The 15222-nt window shown below is 41.0% G+C and carries 12 protein-coding genes and 2 tRNA genes; 6 read left to right on the top strand and 8 right to left on the bottom strand.

From position 1 onward, the window contains the following. Positions 1-25: 25 nt before the first annotated feature. Both abeM and JGE69_RS12815 read right to left on the bottom strand, forming a co-directional pair. The gene (gene abeM / locus JGE69_RS12810; protein ID WP_017385674.1) at positions 26-1372 is read right to left on the bottom strand and encodes a multidrug efflux MATE transporter AbeM; all 1347 of its coding nucleotides are present in this window, start codon (positions 1370-1372) and stop codon (positions 26-28) included. A 32-nt stretch (positions 1373-1404) separates the two neighbouring features. After that, on the bottom strand, positions 1405-1866 hold the full coding sequence (locus JGE69_RS12815) for a DMT family transporter (protein WP_005065993.1): 462 nt from the start codon (positions 1864-1866) through the stop codon (positions 1405-1407). Positions 1867-1982: 116 nt separating this feature from the next. Here JGE69_RS12815 and hemW point away from each other — a divergent pair, with 116 nt between their 5' ends. Further along, positions 1983-3137: a radical SAM family heme chaperone HemW gene (gene hemW / locus JGE69_RS12820; RefSeq protein WP_199113717.1), complete on the top strand. Its 1155-nt coding sequence runs from the start codon at positions 1983-1985 to the stop codon at positions 3135-3137. 46 nt (positions 3138-3183) lie between these two features. Here hemW and JGE69_RS12825 read toward each other — a convergent pair whose 3' ends face one another. Then, positions 3184-3939, bottom strand: a complete 756-nt coding sequence (locus tag JGE69_RS12825) for an SDR family oxidoreductase (protein ID WP_199113716.1) — start codon at positions 3937-3939, stop codon at positions 3184-3186. Positions 3940-4051: 112 nt separating this feature from the next. Between JGE69_RS12825 and JGE69_RS12830 the strand changes: the two genes are divergently transcribed. Beyond that, entirely contained in the window at positions 4052-4948 is an 897-nt protein-coding gene (locus tag JGE69_RS12830; RefSeq protein ID WP_199113715.1) for a LysR family transcriptional regulator, read from the top strand. Positions 4949-5011: 63 nt separating this feature from the next. Here JGE69_RS12830 and JGE69_RS12835 read toward each other — a convergent pair. The 4 genes from JGE69_RS12835 to JGE69_RS12850 form a co-directional block, all read right to left on the bottom strand. Next, positions 5012-5087: transfer RNA gene (locus tag JGE69_RS12835), tRNA-Lys, on the bottom strand. 22 nt (positions 5088-5109) lie between these two features. After that, positions 5110-5185 (bottom strand) — tRNA-Lys (locus JGE69_RS12840). Between the two features lie 184 nt (positions 5186-5369). Then, positions 5370-7211, bottom strand: a complete 1842-nt coding sequence (locus JGE69_RS12845; RefSeq protein ID WP_199113714.1) for a long-chain-acyl-CoA synthetase — start codon at positions 7209-7211, stop codon at positions 5370-5372. A 191-nt stretch (positions 7212-7402) separates the two neighbouring features. Next, positions 7403-10726 (bottom strand): Rne/Rng family ribonuclease, encoded by a 3324-nt coding sequence (locus JGE69_RS12850; RefSeq protein WP_199113713.1) that lies wholly within the window; start codon positions 10724-10726, stop codon positions 7403-7405. A gap of 722 nt (positions 10727-11448) precedes the next feature. Here JGE69_RS12850 and JGE69_RS12855 point away from each other — a divergent pair. From JGE69_RS12855 to JGE69_RS12870, 4 genes are all read left to right on the top strand, one after another. Then, entirely contained in the window at positions 11449-12381 is a 933-nt protein-coding gene (locus tag JGE69_RS12855; RefSeq protein WP_005066005.1) for an RluA family pseudouridine synthase, read from the top strand. Continuing rightward, positions 12378-13052: an HAD-IA family hydrolase gene (locus tag JGE69_RS12860; RefSeq protein ID WP_063098042.1), complete on the top strand. Its 675-nt coding sequence runs from the start codon at positions 12378-12380 to the stop codon at positions 13050-13052. Before JGE69_RS12855 ends, JGE69_RS12860 begins: the two co-directional genes overlap by 4 nt. A 71-nt stretch (positions 13053-13123) precedes the next feature. Continuing rightward, on the top strand, positions 13124-13816 hold the full coding sequence (locus JGE69_RS12865) for a helix-turn-helix transcriptional regulator (RefSeq protein ID WP_069122111.1): 693 nt from the start codon (positions 13124-13126) through the stop codon (positions 13814-13816). Between the two features lie 49 nt (positions 13817-13865). Further along, positions 13866-14471 carry a glutathione S-transferase family protein gene (locus JGE69_RS12870; RefSeq protein WP_069122110.1) on the top strand — a complete coding sequence of 202 codons (606 nt, stop codon included), beginning with the start codon at positions 13866-13868 and terminating at the stop codon, positions 14469-14471. A 58-nt stretch (positions 14472-14529) separates the two neighbouring features. On the opposite strand, the gene JGE69_RS12875 is transcribed toward JGE69_RS12870, so the two are convergent. Further along, positions 14530-15207 (bottom strand): DUF1345 domain-containing protein, encoded by a 678-nt coding sequence (locus tag JGE69_RS12875; RefSeq protein WP_199113712.1) that lies wholly within the window; start codon positions 15205-15207, stop codon positions 14530-14532. Positions 15208-15222 lie beyond the last annotated feature (15 nt).

Here is a 15222-nt window from a genome sequence, read left to right on the forward strand (position 1 = left end):
AGCCGATGTTTCATCGGCTTTTTTATTAAGTTTGACTTAAACGTTTGGTATTTAAATAAAGCCGTGAGAGCAATAAAACACAGGCAATACTTAAACCAATAATCAAACCTAGCCAAACACCAGCTACACCCCAATGGGTATAACGTGCTAAATAAAGTCCGATAGGGAACGCAATCACCCAATATGCCATAAGCGTAATCCACATCGGTGCTTGCGTATCTTGCATCCCTCTTAAACAGCCTGCGGCACTGACTTGTAATGCATCCATCAACTGATAACCCATTGCAAACCAGAGTAAATACATGGCAACAGGAACCACATCTATATCTTGAGTATAAACCGAGACAATTTGTTCACGACCTAGAGCAATAAAAGACATGGTCAATAAGGCAAAAAATATTGCCGTGCTTAGACCAATCTTTTGGACTTGGTACATCGAAGCCCAGTTCTTTTCACCATAATAGGTTCCCACACGAATAGTTAAGGCAATCGCGAGTGAAAGCGGAATCATAAACAGCACAGAGGTGACTGAAATTGCGACTTGATGTGCTGCAATAAACACTTCACCTAGTGGGCTAAGCACCAATGCGCCAGTACTAAAAATACTGACTTCAAAGAACACGGCTAAACCGATTGGTAAGCCAAGCTGTAAAATTCTTTTAACCCAAGTCAGGTTAATTTTATCGAATCTGCTAAAAATAGACGTGTTACGGTAAGCCGAAGCTTTATAAATATAGCCAGCTAAAGTAATTAGCATGAGCCACTGTAAAATGGAGGTTGCAAAACCACAGCCTGCGCTACCTAATGCAGGTATTGGCCCTAATCCATGCATAAAAATCATATTAAGAGGAATCAAAACCACTAAGGCCAGTAAGCTAATGACCGTTACAGGACGTGGATGGCCTAAAGCCTCAGAATAACCGCGTAGGGCTGCGTACATGGTCACAGCTGGCATGCCTAAACCAATCGCATGTAAAAATAAACTTGCTTTAGGCTGTAAGCTTTCTGGTACGCCAAACACATGTAAGAAAAACGGCATAAGCTGCAAAATGAGCATAGCCATTACGCCTAAAATGATGGCGACCCATAAGGATTGACGAACAATGACAGGAATTTGTTCTGTATTTCTTGCGCCCTTTGCTTCAGCGACCAAAGGTGTAGTTGCAATCATAATGCCACTGAACAGGAGCATGACTGGGATCCATAAGCCCACACCTACCGCAATTGCTGCTAAATCGGTTGCAGATAAATGCCCAGCCATAATAGTGTCAATTAACCCAAATCCCGCTTGAGCAAACTGGGTAATTAAAATCGGTAGCATTAAGTGGAAGAGTTGTTTTAATTCAGACCGAAAAGATGTGACATTCGACACAAAAGGTACTCTTTTTAAATATAAAAATGAAGCTAACGTTGCAAAGTGAGTAATACACCGACAAAGATGATCACGCCACCCAGAAACCGTTGCCATGTAACAGGTGTCTTTTCTGTACCTAACCAACCAAAATGGTCAAGCAACATTGAAATGAGCAATTGCCCAAAAACGACTAGCCCTGTAAAGGTTAAAAAACCAAGTTTAGGTGCAGTATAAATGCTCATGCTAATTGCATAAACCCCAAGGAATCCTCCTGTCCAAAGAAGCCATGGAATATTTGATATTTCACTTAAAGAGGGCTTTTCGGCACTTTGGAAAAAAACCATAACGGCTAAAACAATAGTACCTATGAAAAATGATAATAAAGCTGCCTGCAACGGTGAGTGTAGTTGCTCGCGCAGTTGAGCATTGATTGCAGTTTGAAAAGCCATGGCAACACCGATTCCCATAGCTAGAGGTAAGATCAGGAAAAGTTGACTAGAGAATTTCATCATTTTTATCAATATTTAAGTATGTTTAAAAACAGTCTAAAGCAATTAAGGTATGTTTTCATAAGCCCATTGATGCAGTCATGTTAAAATAGAAATATTGTGTAAATTGGACCTGCTCCTTGGCCGTATTAAATCCTGCTTCTGTTCCTTTATCTTTATATATCCATATGCCTTGGTGCGTGCGTAAATGTCCATATTGTGACTTTAACTCGCATGCCGTACCAGATGGAGCGCTTTCGGCAGAACTTGAGCAAACCTATTTAAAAGCGTTGGTGGCCGACTTTGAAACTCAAGTTGAGATGGCTCAGGGACGTTCAATTCATAGTGTATTTATTGGTGGTGGAACGCCTTCACTTATTTCTGCTAAAGGCTATGCGTGGCTGTTTGAACAGCTTAAGTCATTACTCAAATTCGAAGATGGCTGTGAAATCACCCTAGAGGCAAATCCTGGAACACTAGAACATGATCCGTTTGCAGGCTATTTAGACGCAGGTATTAATCGTTTATCGATTGGTGTGCAGACTTTTAATACAGAGCACTTGCAAAAACTGGGGCGTATTCATTCAGCCAACAATGCTATGGATGCAATTGAGCAGGCACGACAAGCAGGCTTTAAGCGAGTTAATGTCGATTTAATGCATGGCCTACCTGAGCAAACGCTAGAACAAGCGCTTTATGATTTAAAGATGGCTGTAGAGCATGGCGCGACACATATCAGTTGGTATCAACTGACTATTGAGCCAAACACCGTATTCTTCCGTACTCAACCCGTCTTACCTCAAGATGAAGTGCTAGAAGATATTCAAGAGCAAGGCGAAGCATATTTAAAAGCCAATGGTTTTATAAATTATGAAGTGTCGGCTTGGCGTAAAGAACAACCTTCAGCCCATAATTTAAATTATTGGGAATTTGGTGATTACCTTGCGATTGGTGCAGGTGCACATGGCAAAGTCACACAACCTGATGGGGTGTACCGTTTCCAAAAAACTCGTTTGCCAAAAGACTATTTGGCTAAGGTTCCAGCCGAACATTTGCAAATGAAAAAGATTGAAGTAGAAGAGTTACCTTTTGAATTTATGATGAATGCTTTACGTCTAAATGACGGGGTAAAAGCTGAATTATATGAACAGCGTACAGGCTTAAGCTTAGATCATTTAAATGAGGTACTCACTTCACTTCGAGCTAGAAAGCTACTGGTAGAGGATAGTTCTCGTTTGGCTTGTACAGAGCAGGGGCATATTTTCTTAAATTCGGTACTAGAAGAGTTCTTGTAAAGAAGTAAATTAAAAAGCCGCACTATGAGATGCGGCTTTTTTGATTTTAGCGAGTGGTGTAGCCACCATTTGCAAAAATTGTTTGACCGGTAATCCACCAACCTTCGGTTACCAGAAAGCGAACTAAAGGTTCGATATCTTCAATTTTGGTGAGTCCACCTAAAGCTGAAGCTGATTTATGGTAAGCCACTGCTTCGGCAGACTCCTGGCCATAAAAGAAAGGTGTATCCATTGGTCCGGGTGCAACAGCAGTCACAGAAATCTGACGATCACCAAATTCTTTTGATGCAGCACGGGTGTAGTGTTCAACAGGAGCTTTTAAACCTTCATAGGTTGAATAGAGCCCAGTGTAAGCTGCAAGAAGAGAAGTAACGATTGAACAAATCTTGCCGCCGTCATTTAAATGACGACCTGCCGATTGAATAAAGAAATAGGCAATTTTTGAGTTGATATCGCTCATACTATCAAACTCTTGTTCGGTGGTATCTAAAAAAGATTTCTTTAAAACCTTTCCAACTGTATTAATGGCAATATCAATTCCGCCAAAATGCTGCTTAGTGTCTAAGAATAGCTTTTCGATATTATCAATATCCGTTAGGTCTGCCTGAATTAAAACGGCATCTACACCGAATGCTCTTACATCTGCGAGCGTCTGTTTAGCATCTGCTTGAGTTTCAGCGCTATTGTAGTGAATCGCGATTTTGGCGCCTTGTTCTGCAAATTTACGGCTAATCAGTCCACCTAAGTTTTTTGCACCGCCTGTAATCAATACAACTTTATCTTTAAGAGTATGAGTTGTCATGATGGTTGTTCCTATGCTGACTTGTTTTAATGTGTTTTTAGTCTAGATTGGCGGTAATTTTTGATCAATTATGCTAGTTTGGTTTAACTATTCAAAAAATACGAACAATTAAATGGATCGGTTGCAGCAATTTTTTATTTTTACAGAAGTCGCTAAACGACAAAGCTTTAGTGAAGTGGCGAATCAGCTTGATTTGCCTCGTTCGACAGTGACGAGCGCAATTCAACAGCTAGAAACTCACTATGGAGTACGCTTATTTCATCGTACTACGCGTAAAGTAAGCCTTACCCAAGATGGACAACGAATATTACCTGAGTGTCAAAATCTATTATTTGATTATGAACAGCTCGAACAGCTTATACAGGCACAAAAGCAGCATTATCGTGGCACGCTAAAAATTTCAATGCCCAGCCGAATCGTGCATCAAGTGATTATTCCTGAACTGCCCGATTTTTATAGCCGCTATCCAGATATCCATTTACAACTTCATAGCTCTGATGACATCACTGACTTAATCGAGAAAGGAATCGATTGTGTTGTTCGGGTGGGGCAGCTAGATAATAGTAGTTTAATTGCGAAGTTCGTTGGTAACTTGATTATGGTGAACTGTGCAAGTGCTGACTATTTAGAACAGTACGGTATTCCTGAACAATTAGAAGATCTATCTCAACACAAACTCATTAACTATGCGGGAGCAGTAGGAGAAAAACAGGGTGTATTTTCATATCAAGATGGAGCTGTGATGATGGATAGTGCTTTAAGCGTAAATAATACGGAAGCCTATATTGCAGCGGCTATTGCAGGCTTGGGAATTATTCAACTTCCATACTACGATGTTCAGGATAAAATCGAGCAGGCAACTTTAGTTGAAGTACTAAGTGCCTATACCGCTCAATCACTTCCACTTAATATTTTATATCCGAATAGAAGTTATATTCCTAAACGTTTGGAAATCTTTATGGAATGGACTAGGGATGTTCTATATAAGAAGTGCATCGTCATCTTTTAGTCATAAAACTAAAATAAGATAACAATAAAAAAAGCCTCTCGCAGTGAGAGGCTTTTTAGAATTTGGTGGGTCGTCCGCGACTCGAACGCGGGACCAACGGATTAAAAGTCCGCTGCTCTACCAACTGAGCTAACGACCCAAATAGGTTCAAAACAGATAAGTGGTGGGTCGTCCGCGACTCGAACGCGGGACCAACGGATTAAAAGTCCGCTGCTCTACCAACTGAGCTAACGACCCTGAACAAACATTCAAATATCATTTGAATGTGAAGTGCAAGATAACTAAAAGTTTTCTAACACCACCTTTGTTTTGATGTCGCGTATTTTAGCAAGTTATTCAACTAACACAAGAGGAAATTTAAAAACATTTGCATGATTGCCTATAAAAAGCACGATTTCCTCTTGTTTAGCTAAAAAATGAACTAAAAACGGTATTTATATGCCTGAATGTTGTCAAAAATTTCAGTTGTGATGTCACAGTAACTGCTTGCACCAGGCAATAAAGCGAGTAAACGTTCAGAAGTTTTGCTTGGATTAAACGCATCTTCCTTCAATTTATTCTTTTGGTACTTAAAAGTACCTGTGGTTTCAACTTTAGCTTGTATACGTAAAAACACTGGTACCGCATAAGCAGGTAAGCATTTTTTAAATACAGTCACCATTTCTGTTAAGTCAGTGTCATTTAACTCGGCACCATCAGCAAGTGTGATTGCTGCCATACCTGCACGACCATTGGTATTTGGAATTTCTACACCATAAACCACAGCTTCAGCGATCTTGTCATATTCACACACCATGTTTTCAACTTCGGTGGTAGATACATTTTCGCCTTTCCAGCGGAAGGTATCACCTAAGCGGTCAACAAACTGAGCGTGACGGAAACCAATATTACGAACAAGATCACCTGTGTTGAAATATGAGTCACCTTTTTTAAAGACATCTTGCATAATCACAGATTTGTTCTTTTCTGGGTCAGTATAGCCATCAAATGGAGAGCGACTGGTAATTTTACCTACCAATAAACCGACTTCACCTGCTTTAACTTTTTTGCACCAGCCATTTTTATCGCGTATCGGTTCGTTTTTCTCTTTATCAAATTCAATAATTGCGTATGGCGTAGGGGAGAAGCCTACAGTGTTGTCAAAGTTGAAAATATTACTAAAGCCGACATTGCCTTCACTTGAAGCATAAAGCTCTAGAACTTCTTGTACACCAAAACGCTGTTTGAATTTATCCCAGATGTTCGGACGCATGCCGTTACCAATCATTTTGGTTACACGGTGAGCACGGTCAAGCTCTGTAGTTGGAGCATCCATCAAGTAACGGCAAAGTTCACCTACATAACCGATTGCAGACGCATTAAACTTCTGAACATCTTTCCAGAATGCACTGGTCGAATATTTACGTCGAATGGCAAGGGTAGAGCTTCCTGCAATCACTCCACACCAGCAAACAACTACGCCTGTTGCATGGTACAGCGGCAAAGTGACATACATCACATCATTTGGGCCAAGGTTTAAAATGTGGCCGTAAGTGCCGTAGGCAAGTGTCCAGCGGCTATGTTTAAAAATAACTGCTTTTGGTAAGCCCGTTGTACCCGAAGTATAAATATAAAACAGGCCATCATTTCCATGAACGGAATGTGTGGTTGATGGATTGAATTTCGGGAATTGATCAATTTCTATTGCAAGATTGGCATAACCTTGAGGTGCTGTTCCTGCATCTTGACGAGTAGCCTGATCTGCAAACCAGTGAAAACGGTCTTTCGGAACGTTTAAGTCTTGACGAATTTCATCAATTGCAGCACGAACTTCTTCGCCCGCAATGACTGCAATTGGTTTTACAAGATTGATACTATGAGCGAGAACTTTACCGACTTGAGATGTATTTACAAGTGCAATCGTTACCCCAATTTTAGCTAAGCCCACAATAGTGGCAATAAGCTCAGAACGGTTCTCAACCATTACGGCAATCACATCACCTTTACGTGCGCCGAGAGATAAATAATAGTGAGAAATCTGGTTAGCCCATTCATTTAAAGCTTCGTATGAGTAACTTTGATCTTCAAATAATAAAGCAATACCTTTCGGATTTCGCTTAACAGCTTTCTCAAAAGCTACACCTAATCCAGTTGGTGTATTTGCTGTTCTTAAATAAGCCTGTTTAAGACCATTCAGGATATGGGGTACTTTGGGAATGAAGCTAGGAAGTCTAGTGGCAACATCCCCAAGCGTAATGATATCGGTCTGTGTTGTCTGGCTCATATCAATCCTATTTATTTTTCGATCAATCCAAAAAAGGTTGCGTTGGCAAAAGTACAGTATTTTTCATGGTTCACCATGCTTTTAAAACTTTTCTTCTAGTGCAATCAACCTAATTGGTTAAAAATAACAAAAAAAACCTAGTCATCGAAATGACTAGGTTTGTTTAAATTAGCTGCAATTGAGCAAATGATTTACTCAGCTACAGGATTTGCTTTCTTTGGTGGACGGCCGCGAGGGCGACGAGGACGACTTGGTTTGTCCTTATCAGCTTTAGAATCTTCCGATTCACTCTCGGCAGGAGCTTCAGTTGGCTCTACAGCTTGTTCTGTAGCTGCTTTGGCTTTTGCAGCTGCTTTTGGCTGTTTTGCAACCGGAGCTTCTACTGCAGGTTCAGCTGGTGTCTCTTCTACATTAGCTGCTACTTCAGTTTCCTGATCAAGCTCAAGCGGTTGTTGTTTTGATTCAACAGGTGCTTGTGTTTCAGCAGTAGGAGTAACAACGGCTTCTTCTACAGTCTCAGCTACAGGGGCAGCTTCTTCTGGTGCAGAATGTTGTTGTTTAACTTGCTCAAAAGCTTGTTCAGCTGCAAGTTTCGCTAAACGACGGCGTTCACGCGGATCATTAGCAACACGTGGTGTCGCTTCTTTTGGTGGCGTCAACGGAAGTACCGGCGCAGGTTCTGCTTCTTGTGAAGGCTTATTGCTTGGAAGCTCGGCATCACGAGTAACAGGCTTTTTGTCTTCAGCTTCAGCAGCTACTTCAGTTACTAGCGTACTTGCGTATTGCTCTGCAAACTTCTGCAATGCACGATTGAATGTTGGAACTAAACCAAACTGTTCAATCAATACTGTGCAGTCTTCACCGTAAACATGACGGATCAAGCTACCAATTGTATATTGCGCCAACGTTGGAATTTGCGATGGGGCAATTGATGGTGCAGCAGCTTTAGCACGTTTTGCATTGCGTTGTTCACGGCGACGCATACGAGGATCATTACTTGCACGTTGAACTTGCGGTTGAGTTTTCTCAGCCTTTGGTTGAGGAGCTTCTGCTTCAGGAGTTACCGTCTCTTCCACTGCCACAACTGGTGCTGGAGCTGATTCTTGAGTAGCTTCAACAACAGGTGCTTTTTCAGTGCGTTCAACAGGTTGCTCAGGCGTTAAAGCAATAATTTCGCTTTGTGCTTGATCAACATTGATGACTAAGGCTGTATTCATGACTTCATGCTGTGGAGCATCAATCAAATCAACCTTAATTTGTTTTTCATCAACAACTGCTGGTGCTGGCGTATTTTGATTTTCATTTAATACGCTTGGATCGCGGTGGCGATTCGGGCGGTTTGGACGTTGTTGATTATTACGATCACGACGTGGTACAGCATGTTCAGCTTGTTGCCCATCATTTTGATGTTGCGCATGCGGCTGATCTTGTTGTTGACGCTTTTGTTGACGTTTTAATTCACGTTGCTCTTGGCGTGATAACTGTACAACCTCTTCATGAACCTGTTGTTGCTGTGGTTCTTGATTGTGGTGGTGCTGATGTTGTTCACGTTGCTCTTTGTGCTTACGTTTTTTGTTGTTTGGACGCTGCTGTTGTACTTTATCGTCTTTTTCAACATTCTCACGTGCTTCCTGCTTAACAGGAGATTGAGAAATATAAGCATTGTTAGATGGAGTAGAAGTAACTTCAGCAACAGCCGGTGCTACAACTTGTCCAAACTGCCCACGGCTAACAGCACCTGTATTCACCATTTGTTCAATTGCAGCAGCAGCATTTTGTGCTGAGCGAGATTGATCAACTGTTTGAGCTTGTTTTTGAACAAAAAGGTTTTCTAACCATGCACAAGGACTTGCTGATTTTTGAGCGCTTGCCTGAGCAGCAGGTTGAGCCGCTTGATTTGCTTTCTTTTGATTAGCTGCGTTATTGGCAGCAGGGGCAGCATGAGTATGGCCATGATCGGCTTCTTCTAAATGCCATTCAGAAGATTCATAACCTAACTCTTTTTCACTTGAACGAGTTGCTTCAGTACGTTCGTAGCTAGATGGTGCAAATCCATCTGGATTGTACTGAATTTCGTAGTGAGGGGTTTCTAAGTGTGGGTGAGGTAAAACAGTCACACGAACACTAGAAGTTTGTTCTAAATAAACAAGACTATGACGTTTTTCATTGAGTAAGAATGCTGCAATTTCAACAGGCACTTCTACTTGTACTTCACCATGACGTTCACGAAGCGCGATCTCTTCTACTTTACGCATAATTGAAAGCGAAAGTGAGCGTAAGTCACGAACCATGCCTGTACCATGACAGCGTGGGCACACATAACCTGTTGCTTCTTCAAGAGATGGACGTAAGCGTTGACGGCTCATTTCCATTAAGCCAAAACGAGAAAGTTGGCCAAACTGAATACGTGCGCGATCGCTTTGTGTTGCTTCACGAAGTTTTGCTTCAACCATACGTTGGTTGCGCTCTTTAGTCATATCGATGAAGTCGATTACAACTAAACCACCAATGTCACGAAGACGAAGTTGGCGAGCAATTTCTTCTGCTGCTTCTAAGTTAGTATTCAGCGCAGTTTCTTCAACGTCATGTCCACGAGTCGATTTTGCAGAGTTAATATCGATTGAAACTAAAGCTTCGGTCTGGTCAATCACAATTGAACCGCCAGAAGGAAGTTTTACTTCACGTTCATAAGCAGTTTGAATTTGACTTTCAATACCAAAATGAGCAAACAATGGCTCGTTTAAAGTATAAGTTTTAAGTTTGTCTAATTGACGAGGCATCACTGCTTTAACAAAGTTATAAGCTTCGTTATAAGCCTGTTCGCTATCAATTAAAATTTCTGCAACATCATCACGTAAATAATCGCGGATAGCACGAGTAACAACACCAGCTTCTTGATGAACCAGCATTGGAGAAGGACCAGAGCTCGCTGTGCCTTGGATTTGTGCCCAAAGGTCAAGCAAATGCTGTAAGTCTAACTGTAATTCTTCTTGGGTACGGCCAATACCAGCGGTACGTACAATAACGCTCATACCACGCGGTAAATTTAAAGAAGCTAGAATTTCTTTTAACTCTTCACGTACAGAACCTGAAATTTGACGACTAATACCGCCACCTTTCGGGTTGTTTGGCATAAGAACCAAATAACGTCCTGCAAGTGAAATAAATGTAGAAAGGGCTGCACCTTTATTGCCACGTTCTTCTTTTTCGACTTGAACAAGTAATTCAGTACCTTCAGTGATAAGTTCACGAATGTTTGAAGTTTGTCGTGGGTCTGCTTGGAAATAACTGTTAGCAATTTCGCGCATAGACAAGAAGCCTTGACGGCCTGCGCCGTATTCAACAAAAACAGCTTCTAAAGAGGGTTCTACGCGGGTTACATGGCCTTTATAGATATTGGATTTTTTCTGTTCTCGGGTACGATTCTCTAAATCAAAATCGTAAAGACGATTACCAGTGATAAGTGCAACGCGGACTTCTTCTGCGTGAGTTGCATTAATCAACATACGTTTCATGGGTGTGACACCTAATAGTGACCCACACAAACATATCGCACAAACTTAAAGGTTCTGAACGAACATCGAACATGACGGATCATTTCCCAGATCTCAAAATATTTGTGGTCTGAGTCATCTGTTACCGGCTACATTTAGCCTTAGCTTCGATTCTCGTCTGTGATGTAGGCAATACTGCTTCAACCTTTAAATCGGACTTCCTTAGTGCTTCACTGGCGGGTGAGCGGTGCATTGGTTAATGACTTTACACTGTCATTGGGCACGAAGTGACTTCTTTTTGGAAGTTTGATACGGAATGCTCATCGTATCGGTGCTTTCGGCAGTTCCAATGCATCAACGCTTTAGCCTGAAGGCAACATTAAGGAGCGATTTGTCTGATGTGTATCAGTTTACGTTCCATAACCAACTAGAGTTGGTAACATATTTTTTTGAACAAACTGAATTAAACGCAACAGTTTGTCATTTTGCCGATATAATAAGCCTTCGGCGTCGGCATAATTCTTTAGGACCAATCCGAGCTGGTGATGAAAGCATCATTTTGATTGAGGTTTCAATCAGGGAAATTCCCTATTAGATGTTCACTTACGGCGGTATCCGTGCGCTGACTATATCAAACCTTGCAGCATCTGCCTATGGGCTAAGCTTAGATTTCTTGTGAAAAAACTAAGCTAATCGGTCATTTATTAATCAAATTTAGCAAAATTTCAGGTTTAAATATTAGTATGAATTCTACACAGCAATGGCAAAGTGTCACTTGGTTTGAGGTGGATGAACATCAAGCAGGACAGCGAATTGATAATTTCCTGTTTTCGCGTTTAAAGGGTGTACCTAAGAGTCGTATTTATCGTTTGATTCGTGAAGGTCAGGTTCGAGTAAACAAAAAACGTATTAAAGCTGAGACCAAATTAGAGATTGGAGATCAGATTCGTGTTGCTCCTATTCGTTATGAACAAAAGGATGAAACCGCTGCTCCTGTGAGTGATAGTGTAGCACAGAGCCTACTCAGCCGTGTGGTCTATGAAGATGAAGGCCTGTTAGTTATCAATAAACCATCAGGTATTGCTGTACATGGCGGTAGTGGTGTGGCGTATGGTTTGATTGAGGCTTTACGCGCAGCGACAGGTAAAAAATATTTAGAACTAATTCACCGCATTGACCGTGATACCTCTGGTCTGGTCATGATTAGCAAAAAACGTAGTACTTTAAAGCTGCTACAAGATATGTTGCGTGAGCACAAAATTCGTAAGACTTATGCGGCAATTGTAAAAGGTCAGGTGAGTCTCGATAAACAACTCATTGATGCTCCTTTATTTCGTTACGAGTTAGCCAATGGCGAGCGTCGTGTACGTGTATCTAAAGAAGGTAAGCCAAGTAAAACCGAATGGGTGGTTGCAGAGCGTTTTAAAAATGCCACTTTGGTTCATGCATCGCCGTTATCAGGTCGTACCCATCAAATTCGTGTACATGGTTTAAGTATTGGACATCCGTTGTTGGGTGATGATAAATATGGACACACCACTGAGTACGCAGGTCCGCAGGCACGACGTTTATGTTTACACGCGATGCGTTTAGATATTCCGGGTTATCCACCGATTGAAGCGCCGTTACCAGAAGACATGACCCAGTTATTAAAGGCTTTGAGAGTAGCAAAATGAGTCTGAAAACCGAATTAGTAATTTTTGACTGGGACGGAACTTTATATAACTCTGTTGGCCAGATTGTTGCGAGCTTACAACATGCAGCAGAACAACATGAATTGTCTCTAAGCGATGAAGCCGCAAAAAGTATTATTGGGTTAGGCTTGCCTGAGGTGATGCAGACCTTATTTCCAGAAGCGCCAGAATTGCATGACTCGATCTTAAAGGCATATGGCGATCACTATATTGCGAACTCGACTAGTGATGCATGGTTTGAGGGTATTTCTGAACTACTCCATGATTTAAAAGCCCAAGGTTTAAAACTTGCAGTTGCAACGGGTAAAAACCGCCGTGGCTTAGACCGTGTAATCGCAAAAACACAAAGTACTCATCTTTTTGATGTGACTCGGGCAGCCAACGAAACACGTTCAAAACCAGATCCGCTCATGCTGCAAGAAATCTTAGCAGTCACTGGAGTCAGTGTTGAGCGTGCAGTAATGATTGGTGATAGTAGCTATGATCTTGAGATGGCTCAGCGGTTAAACATGCCACGAATTGGTGTGGGCTATGGTGTGCATTCGATCGAAGTTCTACAACAGTTCCAGCCTTTAACGATTGCCAAAGATGTACCTGAGCTGCACAACTTTTTAAGAGAATATGCAAAGTTATCTACGGTAGATGTTGCATAATTTAGAATAATACAACAAGGGGGAATTTATTCCCTCTTATTGTATGTCTAATAACAATAAGAAGAGAAAAAATGAGTCGTTCTATTCGTCTATTAAATCTTTTACAACAACTTCGAGAAGCCCGTTATCCAATCACTGGACAAGTTCTCGCTGAACGTATGGGAATTAGTGTCCGAAGTGTCTATCGCGATATTGATAGCTTACGTGAGCAGGGTGTAGCAATTGAGGCATCGGCAGGTATAGGTTTTCAACTTAAAGAAGATATTGTACTGCCACCAATGACACTTAATGAAAATGAAGTCGAAGCTATTTTTCTGGCATTGTATTGGTTAAAGAGTGTGCCAGATCAATCGTTACAATCGGCATCTACTTCAATCCTAGCTAAATTAAATTCTGTTTTGCCTGAGCATCGGCAATATTTATTACAGCAGACGACTCTAAGAGCTTTTAACACATGGCTACCTGTGGATGAAAATCAAGTCGAACAAGTGCGCTTAGCTATTCGGCAGCAAGTCAAAATTTCGTTGCATTATCATGATGAGCAGCAACGAAGTAGTGTGCGAACTTTGTGGCCTTTTGCATTGGGATATTTTAATGACAAAATTGTGTTGGCTGCATGGTGTGAACTAAGACAAGACTTCCGACATTTTAGAATCGATCGCATTCAACAGTTGAGTTTAACTCAAGAATTATACCCATCATTTAAGCAACAATTATTTCAGCAGTGGTGGGCACAGGAATCGAAGATTACTGACAAAAACTGACAAAAGTTATTTGTAAACTACGAACTACGATAAACAAGGAGCAATAAGAATGAGCCTTAAACTTTATACTAACAAAGAGTCACGTGGTGTAGTTATTGACTGGCTTTTGGTCGAGTTAGGTGTTGAATGTGAACGAATTGAAGTCGCATATAAGACCGAAATGAAATCGCCTGAATATCTAAAACTTAATCCTTTTGGGAAAGTACCGGTATTGGTAGATGGCGATGTGGTTATTTATGAGTTAGGCGCAATCTGTGCTTATTTGGCTGATAAGTTTAGTGATAAAGGTTTAGCTCCTGCTTTAGATGATCCGAAACGTGGTTTGTACTATCGTTGGTTATTTTTGATGGCGGGCCCTTGGGAAGCTGCAGGTGTTGATAAAGCTTTAGGAATACAAGTATCACCTGAGCAAAAAATGTTTGTTGGCTATGGCGATTACAACGATGCTTATCAAGCTTTAGTTCAAGGATTGAGTGAAGCGAATCCGTATGTATGTGGTGAGCAATTTACCGCAGCAGATGTAAGTGTTGGAGCAATGCTTTTATGGCAGTTAAAAATGAATGCGATTGAATCACATCCTGCTATTACCCGTTATGTTGAAACGATCAAACAGCGTGAAGGCTTAAAACAAAGTACTATGGGGCAACTGCTGTAAACCTAATATTCTTAAAAGTCACCCAAAAGGGTGGCTTTTTTGTTTTCAAATAAAGGTTTTAATTGGTAAGAAAGCCAGCAGCAACGTTAATGCAGATCGCTAAAATGGTGGTATTAAATCCAAAAGACAACACCGCGTGAAGTAAGTTTAAAAGACGCATGTGCTTGGTGGTAATTGACACATCCGCAGTTTGAGCAGAAGTACCAATAATATAACTAAAATATAGAAAATCAGGATAAGTTGGCTGTTTTGTGCCAGGGAAATCTAACCCTCCATTTTCCTCATTTCTAGATAAAGCCATATAAAAATCATGGGCATAATGTAGAGCAAAAACGGTATGCATAAAAAGCCATGCAGACACAATGGTGAGCAAAGCTAAAGCCACATGACCTAACTTTGCAGAACTGTCAGAAGGGAGCTGTGACAGTTGAATTAGAATAGCAACCAGACACATGATTAATGCCAATAAAACAATCAGCATAATGACCCATTTGCTTTCATCTTGTTTTTTAGCTTGTTGTTGCATTTGTGAATGGTCGGCACTTTTCATGAGTTGCCAAACATGGAGTAAATATATGCTAACGGAAGCATTCCAGCTGACTAATAAAATAGTTGACCACTTCCATGATGTTAACCATGTCAAAATACCGGCTGTGACAATACCTATGAATAAAGCAATAAAGAAATGTGGGCGGTTTTGTACACTACGTCCTAGATGTTGAAATACGCCAACCATTTTCCTAGTCTCCTT

The organism is Acinetobacter sp. C13 (assembly GCF_016809775.1).
Taxonomy (GTDB): domain Bacteria; phylum Pseudomonadota; class Gammaproteobacteria; order Pseudomonadales; family Moraxellaceae; genus Acinetobacter; species Acinetobacter pittii.

What these genes read in the sequence shown, in the direction of transcription:
- JGE69_RS12815 (WP_005065993.1), bottom strand. Translation starts at nt 1,866, where the DNA reads ATGATGAAATTCTCTAGTCAACTTTTCCTGATCTTACCTCTAGCTATG.
- JGE69_RS12825 (WP_199113716.1), bottom strand. Translation starts at nt 3,939, where the DNA reads ATGACAACTCATACTCTTAAAGATAAAGTTGTATTGATTACAGGCGGT.
- JGE69_RS12830 (WP_199113715.1), top strand. Translation starts at nt 4,052, where the DNA reads ATGGATCGGTTGCAGCAATTTTTTATTTTTACAGAAGTCGCTAAACGA.
- JGE69_RS12845 (WP_199113714.1), bottom strand. Translation starts at nt 7,211, where the DNA reads ATGAGCCAGACAACACAGACCGATATCATTACGCTTGGGGATGTTGCC.
- JGE69_RS12850 (WP_199113713.1), bottom strand. Translation starts at nt 10,726, where the DNA reads ATGAAACGTATGTTGATTAATGCAACTCACGCAGAAGAAGTCCGCGTT.
- JGE69_RS12855 (WP_005066005.1), top strand. Translation starts at nt 11,449, where the DNA reads ATGAATTCTACACAGCAATGGCAAAGTGTCACTTGGTTTGAGGTGGAT.
- JGE69_RS12860 (WP_063098042.1), top strand. Translation starts at nt 12,378, where the DNA reads ATGAGTCTGAAAACCGAATTAGTAATTTTTGACTGGGACGGAACTTTA.
- JGE69_RS12865 (WP_069122111.1), top strand. Translation starts at nt 13,124, where the DNA reads ATGAGTCGTTCTATTCGTCTATTAAATCTTTTACAACAACTTCGAGAA.
- JGE69_RS12870 (WP_069122110.1), top strand. Translation starts at nt 13,866, where the DNA reads ATGAGCCTTAAACTTTATACTAACAAAGAGTCACGTGGTGTAGTTATT.
- JGE69_RS12875 (WP_199113712.1), bottom strand. Translation starts at nt 15,207, where the DNA reads ATGGTTGGCGTATTTCAACATCTAGGACGTAGTGTACAAAACCGCCCA.